13 protein-coding genes are annotated in these 13,480 nt (G+C 57.6%); 4 read left to right on the top strand and 9 right to left on the bottom strand.

Features of this window, described 5'->3' with window-relative positions; translation table 11 throughout:
- Positions 1-31 precede the first annotated feature (31 nt).
- Entirely contained in the window at positions 32-1,708 is a 1,677-nt protein-coding gene (locus ACXAIC_RS17295) for a bifunctional protein tyrosine phosphatase family protein/NAD(P)/FAD-dependent oxidoreductase (protein WP_475182716.1), read from the top strand.
- 192 nt (positions 1,709-1,900) lie between these two features.
- Complete coding sequence (locus ACXAIC_RS17290) at positions 1,901-3,685, top strand: SulP family inorganic anion transporter (protein ID WP_475182712.1); 1,785 nt, start codon at positions 1,901-1,903, stop codon at positions 3,683-3,685.
- 151 nt (positions 3,686-3,836) lie between these two features.
- Here ACXAIC_RS17290 and ACXAIC_RS17285 read toward each other — a convergent pair whose 3' ends face one another.
- Positions 3,837-4,325 carry a hypothetical protein gene (locus ACXAIC_RS17285; protein ID WP_475182708.1) on the bottom strand — a complete coding sequence of 163 codons (489 nt, stop codon included), beginning with the start codon at positions 4,323-4,325 and terminating at the stop codon, positions 3,837-3,839.
- A 127-nt stretch (positions 4,326-4,452) separates the two neighbouring features.
- Here ACXAIC_RS17285 and ACXAIC_RS17280 point away from each other — a divergent pair, with 127 nt between their 5' ends.
- Positions 4,453-4,962, top strand: coding sequence for an MmcB family DNA repair protein (locus ACXAIC_RS17280; RefSeq protein WP_475182705.1), 510 nt, complete (start codon positions 4,453-4,455; stop codon positions 4,960-4,962).
- 102 nt (positions 4,963-5,064) lie between these two features.
- Here the strand turns inward: ACXAIC_RS17280 and ACXAIC_RS17275 are convergent, their stop codons facing one another.
- The 6 genes from ACXAIC_RS17275 to tnpA form a co-directional block, all read right to left on the bottom strand.
- A complete protein-coding gene (locus ACXAIC_RS17275) occupies positions 5,065-6,714 on the bottom strand; it encodes a methyl-accepting chemotaxis protein (RefSeq protein ID WP_475182701.1) in 1,650 nt (549 codons plus the stop codon).
- Between the two features lie 513 nt (positions 6,715-7,227).
- Entirely contained in the window at positions 7,228-7,338 is a 111-nt protein-coding gene (locus ACXAIC_RS17270) for a hypothetical protein (RefSeq protein WP_475182699.1), read from the bottom strand.
- 76 nt (positions 7,339-7,414) lie between these two features.
- Positions 7,415-7,711, bottom strand: a complete 297-nt coding sequence (locus tag ACXAIC_RS17265) for a hypothetical protein (protein WP_475182696.1) — start codon at positions 7,709-7,711, stop codon at positions 7,415-7,417.
- Positions 7,711-9,348, bottom strand: coding sequence for an IS66 family transposase (tnpC, locus tag ACXAIC_RS17260; protein ID WP_475182691.1), 1,638 nt, complete (start codon positions 9,346-9,348; stop codon positions 7,711-7,713). The genes ACXAIC_RS17265 and tnpC overlap by 1 nt, the downstream gene beginning before the upstream one ends.
- Positions 9,349-9,411: 63 nt before the next feature.
- Entirely contained in the window at positions 9,412-9,759 is a 348-nt protein-coding gene (tnpB, locus tag ACXAIC_RS17255; protein ID WP_475182688.1) for an IS66 family insertion sequence element accessory protein TnpB, read from the bottom strand.
- Positions 9,756-10,145: an IS66-like element accessory protein TnpA gene (gene tnpA, locus ACXAIC_RS17250; protein WP_475182686.1), complete on the bottom strand. Its 390-nt coding sequence runs from the start codon at positions 10,143-10,145 to the stop codon at positions 9,756-9,758. The genes tnpB and tnpA overlap by 4 nt, the downstream gene beginning before the upstream one ends.
- A gap of 239 nt (positions 10,146-10,384) precedes the next feature.
- Between tnpA and ACXAIC_RS17245 the strand changes: the two genes are divergently transcribed.
- Positions 10,385-10,678, top strand: coding sequence for a putative quinol monooxygenase (locus ACXAIC_RS17245; RefSeq protein ID WP_475182684.1), 294 nt, complete (start codon positions 10,385-10,387; stop codon positions 10,676-10,678).
- A 129-nt stretch (positions 10,679-10,807) separates the two neighbouring features.
- On the opposite strand, the gene ACXAIC_RS17240 is transcribed toward ACXAIC_RS17245, so the two are convergent.
- Positions 10,808-12,361 carry a putative bifunctional diguanylate cyclase/phosphodiesterase gene (locus ACXAIC_RS17240; RefSeq protein WP_475182681.1) on the bottom strand — a complete coding sequence of 518 codons (1,554 nt, stop codon included), beginning with the start codon at positions 12,359-12,361 and terminating at the stop codon, positions 10,808-10,810.
- A gap of 640 nt (positions 12,362-13,001) precedes the next feature.
- Positions 13,002-13,190, bottom strand: a complete 189-nt coding sequence (locus ACXAIC_RS17235; protein ID WP_475182678.1) for a hypothetical protein — start codon at positions 13,188-13,190, stop codon at positions 13,002-13,004.
- Between the last annotated feature and the right edge of the window lie 290 nt (positions 13,191-13,480).

Here is a 13,480-nt window from a genome sequence, read left to right as displayed (position 1 = left end):
GAACCGCAACAAACACTCGGGAGGGACCGCTGTGACACTGAAATCGATAACGGACCAAATCTATGTGTCGCCGCAAATCCGGCCCGAGGATCTGGCCGAACTTGCCCAGGCCGGTATCCGGTCGGTAATCTGCAACCGGCCGGACGGTGAAGGCGCCGACCAGCCGGCTTTTGAGGAGATTGAGGCCACCGCCGGAAAGTTCGGGATCGAAACCCGCTATCTGCCCATCGTTGCGGGCAAGGTCGGAGATGGGGATGCGGACGCCTTCGGCCGTTTGCTGGAAGGCCTGCCCAAGCCAACCCTAGCCTATTGCCGGACCGGAACCCGGTCGGCCACCCTGTGGTCCCTGTCTCAGGCCGGGACCTTGCCGCTGGCTGAAATCCTGGAGCGGACCAAGGCGGCCGGATACGATATGGCCGGCGTCGCCAGACGGATCGTGAACGGCGGCAGGACACCGACAGAAACCGCAGAAGATGCCCGTTTCGATGTCGTCATTGTTGGCGGTGGCGCGGCAGGCATCTCTGTGGCCTCCAGCCTTCTGTCCCGCACATCAGATCTTGAGGTCGCCGTGATCGACCCGGCCGATGTACATTATTATCAGCCCGGCTGGACCATGGTCGGCGGCGGCATCTTTCAGGCCGCAGACACGGCAAAGACCATGGGTTCGCTCATTCCCAGGGGCGTTCACTGGATCAAGTCGGCGGTGGCTGCCTTTGAACCGAAAGACAATGCGGTGGTTCTGGACGGCTGCCGGGTGATCAAATACGGCCGCCTGGTGGTCTGCCCGGGCCTTAAACTGGACTGGCACCGGGTGGAGGGCCTGGTGGACACTCTTGGCAAGAACGGGGTGACCTCCAATTACCGCTATGACCTCGCCCCCTATACCTGGAAACTGGTGCAGGAGATGCAGGCTGGCAGGGCGCTATTCACCCAGCCCCCAATGCCGATCAAATGTGCGGGCGCGCCGCAAAAGGCGATGTACCTGTCGGCGGATCACTGGGTCCGCACCGCCCGTCTGGGCAATATGGACATCCAGTTCATGAATGCGGGCGGGGTTCTGTTCGGGGTCAAGGATTACGTGCCTGCCCTGATGGACTATGTGAAGCGCTATGGTGTGCAGCTGAATTTCTTTCACAATCTGGTTGCCATTGACGGTCCGGGCAAGACGGCCACGTTCGAGGTCTCCCAGCCGGACCAGCCCGTGAAGCGGATTGAGGCCGGTTTTGACATGATCCACGTAACACCTCCCCAGACGGCACCGGACTTCATAAGAGTGTCGCCATTGGCAGATGCGGCAGGCTGGGTGGATGTGGATCAGGCAACTCTGCGCCACACCACCTATGACAATATCTGGTCACTCGGTGATGTGATGAACGCCCCAAATGCAAAGACGGCCGCCGCCGCCCGCAAACAGGCCCCAGTGGTGGCGGAGAATATCGTCTCCGACATCAGGGGCGGCAGTGCAACGGCCCAATATGATGGCTACGGCTCCTGCCCGCTCACCGTGGAGCGCGGCAAGATCGTGCTGGCCGAGTTCGGCTATGGCGGCACCTTGCTGCCAAGCTTCCCGCGCTGGCTGGTGGACGGCACCAAACCGACCCGGACCGCCTGGCTCTTGAAGGAACGCATCCTGCCTCCGGTCTATTGGAAGGCCATGCTGCGCGGCAAGGAATGGCTGGCCAAACCGGAAAAAGTCTCTGCGTCCTGACCGCCCAGCCACCGCTCTGAATTGCTTTCCCGGGCCGGGACACTGGCCCGGATCCTGTTCGAGACAGCCCCGGAGTGCACCCGCCCGCAAGCTGTCCCATGTTCACCGGCCTCCCCGTTCCGGCACGGCCCTCCCGCGCCGCAAACGCATTTTCTGGCCCTCCGGCGCCTTGAGATGCCTTAGAAAGATCACATGACTGCGCTCAAGCGTTTCCTGCCCATTCTCGACTGGGGCAAAAGCTACAACAAGACAACCGCGACCAGCGATCTGGTGGCCGCCGTGATCGTGACGATCATGCTGATCCCCCAGTCACTTGCCTATGCGCTCCTGGCGGGCCTGCCGCCTGAAGTCGGTCTATATGCCTCGATCCTGCCGCTTGTGGCCTATGCGGTGTTCGGCACCAGCCGGGCGCTGGCGGTCGGCCCCGTGGCCGTTGTCTCCCTGATGACAGCCTCCGCCGTCGGTGAATTTGCCACTCAGGGGACGCCGGAATATCTTGGTGCAGCGATTGTGCTGGCCCTGCTGTCCGGCTTGATGCTGACGGCCATGGGCTTTTTCCGGCTCGGGTTTCTGGCCAATCTGCTCAGCCACCCGGTCATTTCCGGCTTCATCACCGCGTCCGGATTGCTGATTGCGGCCAGCCAGCTGAAGCACATTCTGGGGGTCCCGGCGCATGGGCACACGCTCTACGAGATTCTCCTGTCGATCCTGAAGCATCTGGACGCGGTCAACGGGATCACCCTGACCATCGGGGCATCCGCCACCTTGTTCTTGTTCTGGGTGCGCAAGGGCTTGAAACCCCTTCTGCTCGGCCTGGGCCTTCCCGCCTTTCCCGCCGATCTGCTGGCAAAGGCCGGGCCGGTGGCGGCCGTCGCCGTAACCACCCTTGCCTCTGCTCTTTTTCATTTGTCCGATGCCGGGGTGCGGGTCGTCGGTGACATCCCCTCCGGCTTGCCCATCCCGCATCTGCCTGCCTTTGACAGTGAGCTGTGGCTTGCGCTTGCCGGGCCCGCACTGCTCATTTCCGTCATCGGCTTTGTGGAATCGGTCTCTGTCGCCCAGACCCTGGCGGCCAAGAAACGCCAGCGGATCGAGCCGGATCAGGAACTGATCGGCCTTGGCGCCTCCAACATCGCCTCCGCCCTCTCTGGCGGATATCCGGTCACAGGCGGGTTTGCCCGCTCGGTTGTCAATTTCGATGCAGGCGCGGCAACCCCGGCCGCGGGGGCCTTCACGGCCATCGGCATTGCCCTTGCCACCTTGTTTCTGACGCCGCTGCTGACCCATCTGCCGCAGGCCACCTTAGCAGCGACCATCATCGTTGCGGTCCTGTCCCTGGTGGATTTCGGTGCTGTGAAACGCACCTTCGCCTATTCCCGAAGCGATTTTGCCGCCATGGCGGCAACCATCCTGATCACCCTCTTTTTCGGGGTCGAGCCCGGGGTGGTCACAGGGGTCGGCTTGTCTGTCGCTCTTTATCTTTACCGCAGCAGCCGGCCCCACATGGCCATTGTCGGCATTGTTCCAGGCACCGAGCATTTCCGCAATGTGGACCGGCACAAGGTTGTGACCGGAGACCGGGTTCTGACATTGCGCGTAGATGAGAGCCTGTTTTTCGCCAATTCCAGATTTCTGGAAGACCGGATCTACGAACTGGTGGCAGACCGCCCGGAGATCGAGCATGTGGTCCTGATGTGCCCTGCGGTCAACGAGATCGACGCCAGCGCGCTGGAAAGCCTGGAGGAGATCAATCACCGCCTGTCGGATTCAAGCGTTGCCTTCCACCTGTCAGAGGTCAAGGGGCCGGTCATGGACCGCCTGAAACGGACCGACTTTCTGGAGCACCTGACCGGCGAGGTGTTTTTAAGCCAGTATGAAGCGCTCTGCCGGCTGGACCCGCTGACAGCGCATATTTCCGAATCCCGGACCCCGAAGAAAAACGCGCAGTCTGATATCTGGTCCGGACCGGATATTTAGAGCAAACCGCGTTTGATCGGATTTATCTTTCGCTGCCCGACATCACAGAAGGTCAACGTAAAAGACACAGCAGTTTCAGTCCGGATGCACGCGACGCGCGCCCAACCAATCTCGTGTGAAAAACCGGAATTCTATTGCCGGAAAGGCGCCGTCACTCGGCGCCCTCCGCTTTCAGAACCGGCTGGATCGCCTCACAAAAGCGGAATTGCACCGGCCGTCCTTCTCCTTCCTGCACCAGCAGGGTGTTTTCGCCCCGAGGCTGGACCGTCACCAGCTCAATGGCTTCCGCACCACTGTCGAGAAGACAATTGATGGCCGCTCTCTGGGTGTCCATGCGCCCGAGCTCCGCCCCATAGACCTGGCAGATCCGGTCCGGCATTTCCCAAAGCCCCCGGTAGATTGCCAAAGTGCTTCCGGGCGGGGTCCGGTCAATGCTGTCAGCCGGACAATTCTTGAGATCCCGCACCCAGATCCCTTGCGCAAAATCAGCAAACCGCAAATCCAGGGTCCGGCCTTTGAGAAGCGGTGCGGATTTCGGGATCTTGACCTTCAGATCCCCTTTGGCCGCCGAGGCGGGTCCAGGGACAGCGCAAACGGCAAGCCCCCCAAGCAATGCACATGTCAAAAGTCCTAAACGCATATCCCCTCCCGGATCTGCACAAAATCGCATGTCATTTGCATATCGCGAAACACGCCAAAAGGCGAGACAGTCCTTTCCGCTGCGAAACATGCTTGCAGAAAGTGAACAAAAATGGAACAAATATCAGATGACACAGGATGATCGTCTCACCGCAGGCCGCCTTCAGATCCATGATCCGCTGGCGGACGGGCGGCAATCGGAGCGAGCGCTGAGAGTTTGGCGCGGCGCGGCCCGGCTGCTGCGGCAGCTTGATTTTGCCTGCCTGCCGGAAGTCACCCTGGCCTCGTCCCGCCGCGCGGATTTGCTCGCCCTCGGGCCCCGCCACCAGCTCTGGATCGTGGAAGTGAAATCCTCCCTTGCGGACCTGCGCGCCGACAGCAAATGGCCGGACTACCGCCAGCATTGCGACCGGCTTTATTTTGCCACCCTTCCCGACGTGCCCCTGGAGGCGTTTCCCGAAGAGGCTGGGCTTATTCTGTCTGACGGATTTGGTGCTGAGATCCTGCGCGAGGCCCCTGAGCACAAACTGTCCGCCGCGACCCGCAAGGCCGTGACCTTGCGCTTTGGCCGCCATGCGGCCAACCGGCTGCACGATCTGCAAGACCCTGACGGACGAGCCTCTTTCGAAGGCCTTTAGAAAACCGCCAGCAAAAACGGGACCCGGCCCGGCCGGATCCCGTCTATTCGTTTCATATGCCTTGCGCCGCCCTTTCAGGCTACGCCTGTCCGGTCTTTCCGGTCAGGCAGCTTCGGCAGATGCGTTGGCCTTCACGTCATCGAGAAACGCCCCGACATTTTCCCGCAATTCCTGGGCTTCCCGCTCAAGGCTGTTGGCCGCTGCATGGACCATCTCCGCGGCTTCATTCGTAACGCCTGCCGCCTGAGAGACCCCGCCGATGTTGTCGGAGACCTGTTGGGTGCCGGAGGCCGCCTGCTGGATGTTCTTGGCAATGTCATTTGTGGCGGCGCCCTGCTGTTCCACAGCTGCCGAAATGCCGGACGTGATCTCGTTGATCTTGCCGATCGTGTCGGTGATGATCCGGATCGCATCCACCGCCTGGCTGGTTTCCCCCTGAATGCTGGAAATCTGCGTGGAGATTTCCTCCGTCGCTTTGGAGGTCTGGGTTGCCAGTTCCTTCACTTCGGCAGCCACAACTGCAAACCCCTTGCCGGCTTCTCCGGCCCGGGCCGCTTCAATGGTGGCATTCAACGCCAGAAGATTGGTCTGCTCGGCAATCGCCTGGATCAGCGTAACCACCTCACCGATCTTGGCTGCGGCTTCGGACAGGCCCTGAATCCGCTGGTTGGTCTCCGACGCCTGCACGGTCGCCTGCGAGGCAATCTCACTGGATGCAGTCACCTGGCGGCTGATTTCCGAAACGGAAGCGGCCAGTTCATCGGCGGCCGCGGCAACCGTTTCCGTGTTGGAGGACGCCGCAGACGCTGCCGCTGCCACAGCTTCGCTCTGGTTGGTGGTCTGCAGGGCCCCGGAATTCAGGTTGGTCGAGGCATGCTGCAGACTGTCGACAGACGCCCCGATTGTTTGCAGCAAACCGGAGACCTGAATTTCGAATTCGGAGGACAGATGCTGAATATTGCGCGAGCGCTCCAGATCCTGTTCCTGCCGCGCATGCTGGCGGTCTTCCAGATCGCGGCGGGTATTTTCATTCGCTACAAAGGTCTCCATGGCACCGGCCATTTCGCCGATTTCGTCCCCGCGCCCGGCGCCTTCAACGGCCACATCCGTATTACCGTCTGCCAGTTGCTTCATGCCTGATGTCAGCTTCTTCAGCGGCACGGAGATGTTGCGGATGGCAGCCACCGCCACGAAGGCAGCAATGAGACCGCCGATCATCAGGAAGCCAAGCAGCGCGCTGGCCTTGGACCAGAATGCGGCAGACACATCATCCACATAAACGCCAGTCGCCGTCACCCAGCCCCAGGGTTTGAAGGTTTCCGACCAGGTGGATTTTGGCAGAGGCTCCGTTTGGCCCTTCCTGTTCCACATATAGGAGCTGACGCCGCCGCCATTCTGGGCAACCCGGATCATTTCCCGCACGTGGTATTTTCCAGTCTTGTCGCGCGAATCCCAGGCGCTTTTGCCTTCGCTCGACTTTTTGGCACTCACGATCCGGTTTCCGGCCTCGTCAAAAATAAAGGCATAATTATTGCCATCAAAATGAATGGCCCGCACCACGTTGCGGGCCCACTCCTGTGCCTCCGCCCGGCTCATCTGGCCGGAGGCTTCCAGTTCATGGAAATATTTCAGAACGGAATTGGTGATTTCGACAACTGTCTGAGTTTTTTCCGTTCTTTCTCCGTAGAGAATGGACCGGAGCGACCACAGATCATAGCCCACAAGTGCTAGGGTAAACACGGCCAGACTCATGACCGGAATCCAGATTTTGAAACTGATTTTGAATTTGTCGAGAAGCATTTTTTCGGCGCCCGAATTAAGTCAGATGCGCATTTGATTGCATGATTCCATTAAGTAACTATAAATTTTATTTTTTATTTTGTGCAGATACTTCAATATCTTACAGCCTTATTTTTCCAGAAACAGCTGAAACCGTTGCGTCACTTCAGTTCATTTCCTCTAAGTTACAGATACCCCTGCCCGCCCGTTCTCACTGGAACATTTTTCAAGCCGGCAGTCGGAGAAACTCACCGATAGAGGAAACCGTGTTTGGGGGCCGTCATGGCGATGTTCATCTGGCTTGCGCGGAGGAACCACAGATACACAATTCTGACGTGCCAAAGGTGCGGCCAACCAATACATAAGGCGTTCAGCTCGTCCCAATCCCCTATGATTATGTGATCGCCGCGCTATCGGATGTCATACCAAGCGTAGTTGATCATGACCCATGCGAAGAACTTCGCATCCACGAAAAGCCAGGCCGTGTCACGTCGGGTTTCGGTCAAAGAACTTCACATCTATTGTCTCCTCCAAGTGTCGCATGCGGCGGCTCAAAGTCGGTGACCTTGAGTCTGAAACGGCAGCAGCCCCCGCCAATCCGCGTTCTTTAACGAGGGCTGGAAAAAGCCGTAGATCATCCCAATTCGGCGTTTTGTTTGTAACCGGCCGATTGTTACCGCGGCGATTGGGCCTTGACGCGGGCAATGACGTTGGGATCAGAGACGAAGTCTTCGAGGAAGCTGTGCCAGTTTTCGGTTGAGCTTCGGGCGTTCGCCAGCATGTCTTTCAGTTCGCAGATGCCGTCGTCAGTAAGCGCTGTAACATAGTCGTCCTGACCAGTTTGGACGCTGACGATGCTGCCGTAGGTCAGGTTGTCATCGTTTTCGACGATGGCCTCCAGGAGTTCGAGGTCTTCTCCGAGCAACTGCGCGACACACTCGAGTGTGGTGACATGAGTGACGGCGGCCATCAGGCAGCCTCTGCGCAGGAGACCGGCATGGGTTTCCAGTTCCAGGGAAGCAGATCGTCGAGACGGTTGATCTTGTGATCGTGGATGCGATCGAGAACATCGGTCAGATAGGCCTGTGGATCGAGCCCGTTCATCTTGACGGTTTCGATGACCGTCATGGCACGCGCGAGTGTCTCGGCACCGGTGTCGGCGCCGGCGAATAACCAATTTTTTCGGCCGATTCCAATCGGACGCAGGGCGCGTTCAGCGGCATTGTTGTCTATCGCCACGCGGCCATCTTCAAGGAACAGGCAGAAGGAGGGCCAGCGGCTGAGGCCATAGCGGAACGCCTTGGCAAGTTCGCTCTTGCCGGGCAAGCGTGTCAGTTGCCGCTCGGCCCAGACCTTGAAGTCGTCGACCTTCGGCTTGGCTCGCGCCTGGCGCGCGGCACAGCGGATGTCGGCAGGCTGGCCCGAGATCTCACGCTCGATGTCGTAGAGGGCTCCGATCCGGTCGAGCGCCTCGCGGGCGATCTCGGATTTGGTTGCGCTCCAGACATCGTGGAAATCCCGGCGCAGATGTGCCCAGCATGCAGCCTCGCGGAACCGGCAGGTTCCGTCCAGCCCGGGCTCATAGAGCTTCGCAAAGCCCTTATAGCCATCGGCCTGGAGAATGCCGCTTGCGTGCCTGAGATGGTGCTGGACGTGCCCCTCCTTCCAGTCAGGGGCGAAGTAATAGACCGCTCCGGGTGGCGCGGCACCGGACCATGGACGCTGATCGCGAACGTAGGTCCAGATCCGGCCCTTCTTCACGCCCTTGCCAAGGCCCCCGCCAGACCCTTTGTCCCGCAAGGATCGATCCAGAACCCGGATCGGAGTGTCATCGGCATGCAGCAGATCACTGCCCATGACCTCGGCCTCGATCCGGTCGATCAAAGGCTGAAGCACCCGCATGGCGCGGCCGCACCAATCCACCAGCGTGCTGTCGGGGATGTCGGCGCCCATTCGGCCGAAGATCTCGTTGAGGCGATACAGCGGCAGGTGGTCATCAAACTTGGAGACCAGGATGTAAGCCAACAGGCCCGCACCTGCCATTGAGCCCGGGATCGGCCGGCTCGGCGCAGGCAACTGCACCATCTTCTCGCACCGGCGGCAGGATTTCTTGAGCCGGGCGATCTGGATGACCTTCAGCTGCGCCGCGATCATGTCGAGGATGTCGCTGACGTCCTCGCCCACGACACGCAGATCGCCGCCGCAATCGGGACAGCATGTGCCGGGGTCCAGTTCCCGGCGCTCGCGCGGGGTCGCTGCCGACACACCCGGACGCCGCCGCGGCTTGTGCTCGCGCGTGCCGTTGACAGCAGCTGCGGGCTCGTCCTCGCCTTGATCATCGTCGATCGGCGCGCCGGCGTTCTCGGTGACCGCAACCAGCAGATCTTCCAGCGCCAGTTCCAGCTGTTCGATCTCACGCTCGATCTTTTCCGAGGACTTACCGAAGGCCTGTTTCTGGAGTTTGGCGATCCGAAGCCGCAGGGCCTGAACCAATTGGCCATGGGCCCGAAGCGTTGCCGACATCTTCGCGTTTTCCGCCTGCAAAGCGGCGATTTTCGCCTTCAGGATGGCGGGATCGTCAGGAAGATTTGCGGCATCGACAGACATGATCCTGACTTACCACAGATCCAATGGATATGCCAAAAAAACAAAGCAAATCAGTTAGATAATTCAACCCACCCGAGCCGGCGGCGAACCCCAGTCCGGCCTGCGCCAGTCGATGCCTTCCCACAGCATCGCCAGCTGCGCCGAAGTCAGACGAGCCGTGCCGTCGGCAACCGAAGGCCAGGGGAAGCAGCCCCGCTCCAAGACCTTGTAGTAAAGACAGAAGCCCTGGCCATCCCAATATAAAAGTTTCAGCCGATCACCCCCCCGGCCACGGAAGGCAAACACTGCTCCACTCGTTGGCTTCTGACGAAGCACATCCTGTGCAAGCGACGCCAGACCTCCTATGCCCTTGCGCATATCGGTGGCACCGCAGGCGAGATAGACCCGAACACCAGTCCCCGGGCCAATCATGCCGCTTCGACCGCCCGGATCAGCTGCGTCAGCGTGCTCGCATCCAGGCGGCCGTCGAAACGCAGGCAACGCCCGTTGCTCAGGCGCAATTCAACCGGAACTGGATCCGAATTGACCGACTCCTCACGGATCGCCGGACGAACCTCCGGAATTCCCTGCGCAGATGAAAGCTCCACCGGAAAGAACAGCGCGCCGCCGTCCGGCGACCACAGCCCTTTCTTCTTCAGCTCACGCCGCCACGTATAGATCTGCTGTCGGGTCACATCGTGGCGCTGCGCAACCTGGGTCACCGTTGCACCCTCAATCCCGACAGACATCACGATCCCGAGCTTGTCCTCATCTCGCCACCGCCTTCGCCGCTCAAGTCCAAGGATTTCACCACGCATCGACAACCCCGCATAAGATACGTCGCAAACGACGTCGTTATGCACGTCTCTTACAATAAAGGGCTCAATTCAGGCAGGCGGTGGCAACCGGGTGGTTACTTTTGTTTTTGAAAGTCATATTTCAGATACTGAGGTAGAGACGGAATGGTGACCAACGTAAACTAGGCAAAGATTCAGCTAACCAAGGCTTTTGGGCCGCTTTCACAAAATATGACAAGATAACAAGGGACATCATTTAAATGACAAAAGACCATATCGTCATGGTGACTTTTAAACCTAAGCCCTTACATCTCGAAGCCTTTGCAGGCGCCATGCAATCTGTCAAAATCGAGTTGCCTTGTGTGGACGGGTGCAAAGCCGTTCGTGTCATGGCTCATCAAGACGACCCGTCAGTATTCATGTTGATTGAGGATTGGGAAAGCTCAGACAAGCATGCGGTTCACATCAATCGTCTGGTCGAATCTGGCGAGTGGGCTGGTCTTGAACAGATGCTTGCGGTGCCCCCTACAAGCATCGTTCTGACACAAGTCTAACAAATCTCGGAGACCAGTCATATCGCTGGTCTCTGCCCTTTGCCAAACCAGCCGTTGACCCGACTATGCCGAACGGCAGAAAATCCCGCACAAGAGACACTGCCCTGGACCGCATCCAACGACGATGTTCTAGAGGACAGCCCGCCCGGCCGTCTTGGTCCCGGCGTGATGCTGCTTCTTTTCCAGAAAAGCCGGCACGTCCTCAGCGTTCAAGGGCTTGGAGAAGTAATAGCCCTGGATGTTGGTGCAGCCGAGCAAGACGAGCGCGTCCAGTTGTTCCCGGGTTTCCACACCTTCAACGACACATTCCAGATTGAGATCCCTGCACAGGGAAATCACCAGACGCACGATGTTCCGGCTGGACTCATCCTGATCGATATTCTCCACAAAGGACTTGTCGACCTTCAGCTTGTCCAGTGGCAGACCATTGACATAGGCGAGCGACGAGAAGCCCGTGCCGAAGTCATCCAGGGCGATATGCGCGCCGCACGCCTTCAGGATGCGGATATGCGCCAACGCCATCTCGTAGTCCTGGATCATCGAGCTTTCGGTGACTTCAAACGAGAGCCGGGCAGCACTTGCGGTATCTGCTTCGAGCATCTGCAGAATTTGCAGGATCGTATCGGGACTGCACAGGTCCTGGCCGGAGAGGTTGAAGGACAGGCGAACATCCACCGGCCAGTCCTTCATCTGCTTCAGACAGCGTTTGAGAAGCATCGGCGTAATCACTTTCATGAAGCCGGTTTGCTCGGCAATCGGGATGAACTCGGCCGGAGACACGAAGCCAAGTTCTGCGCTTTTCCACCGGGCCAGGGCTTCAAAAGTATGGGCCCGGCCACTTTCCAGATTCACCATCGGATGGAAGACGAGATAGAGTTCGTTTTCTAGGTGGTCCGATTTCAGGCCCTGAATGATCTTGCCGGTGCGCAGCTGATGCTTCTTGTGCTCATTTGAGAAGATGACCGTTTGCGACTTGCCGCTTCGCTTGGCCTGATAAAGCGCAATATCCGCCTGCTCATAAAGCTCTTCAGGTGCAAAATCAGCCTCGTCCTCAAACTCTTCCAGCCCCGCACTGTACCGGGCAATACCGACAGAACAGCCGACGGAGATGGAGATGGTGCCGACTTCGATCGGTTCCCGCAGCACGTCCATCAGACTTGCCCCGATCCGGATCAGATCATTGTCGCTCTTCTCGCCGTGCACGAAGAACCCGAATTCGTCCCCTCCGATCCGGCACAGGGAAAAGATGTGCTCGCTGGCGGTCAGGAGCCGCTGGGACGCGACCCGTAAAACCTCATCACCCACAACATGGCCATAGGTGTCATTGACCGGTTTGAAACCATCCAGATCCACGACTCCGGTAAACACCTGGCTGTCGTCGGTCCGGGACGCATTCAAGGTCGATTTCAGGATCTGGAAATAGTGTCGGCGGTTGGGCAGTCCGGTCAACATGTCCAGGCTGGCGAGACGGGCTTTGTCCTCGCTCAGATTGATGATGTCGAACTTGGATTTCAAAAGGGACCGGAAGTCTTCCAGAAACAGCTGCGAATGAACGACGACGGCAGCAAAAACTCCGATGATCACAAGACCGGCAAACACATCGGCAGTGTCTCCCAGCCAGATATGCACCACCGACAACGGCACAAAGACGATCGCGCCTACGAGCCGGGCCGTCGTTTTCATGTAATAGAGTGTAAGGTAGGTTAGGAAACCGACCGCAGTTTGAGCTATGAATACATAATACTTCCCGACTTCATCTGCCCGCAGGTAGAAATACATATTCACCGCACAGACAATCGATGACGCGGAAACCCAAAAAATTGCTTCATAGGAAATCACACTTTCAATGTGATTGCTCAATATAGTTTTATTACTTTTAAGGCAATACCAAAACAATCCATGAAGAAATGCGATCAAAATAAATAAAAATTGAAGAAGGATCGAAATCCTCCAATCGAATTCTTCGCTATAGATGAAGATATTTCCAAGGATGGCGATAGTCGCAACTGCAACACATGGCGTTGACGCACGGCCGAAAGCTTCATATTGCGCCACTTGGAGCGCCCGACGTTCAATAGCGGATATTTCTTCCACAAGCTTCACTCTGCACTTTGACCTCCCAAACCGTCCTCATAACTGCTGCGATAAGATTTCAGCAGTTTTCTTCATCTCGACAATAATATTTGTAAGTCCGCAACAAAGAGATGCGCGGCCGCAGCGCCCATGTCCACGCCCCAAGAAAAAGCCTGCGGTTTCATTAGGCTGCCTTCACATCCAGCAGAAACGACCCGCTGGCTGATCGCATATCTTCCACTTGCTGGATTCAGTGCTCCATGCGGGCAATGTAGTCGTGGGTTGCGGCAACAGGCTTCCAGGAACGGGGCAGAATGAACTGGTTGGTATGCACCACAACCTTTGCCATCACCGCGTTCATTTCCGCTGCCAGAAACGCATCTCTATTCATGCCTTCCACTTTTGCGATGTCTTTTTCCACGGACACGAGACTTTTCAAGCTCCAGGCTCCAACCACCGCAGCCCAAGAGGGTTTTCTGCTTTACAGTCATGCGAGAACTTTTACGAGTAATTTCACACGTAATTTCACACGTAATTCCAAAAACTAATATAATAAATCGTTAATATAATATAATTTTATTATTTAATGCATACGAAAATATTGTTTCTTTCTTTTTCTGAGCAATCATAATTGTAATATTTAATTTATTTTATTTGAAAATACATAATAAATTATTTAATTACTGCTTTTCTTTCATTGTGCTCTCATCAACAAGACATGAAATCTTT

The sequence above is a fragment of the Roseibium sp. AWQ4_254 genome (genome assembly GCF_056161025.1).
Note: the sequence above shows the minus strand (reverse complement) of the source record. Positions and strands in the feature narration are given on the sequence as shown.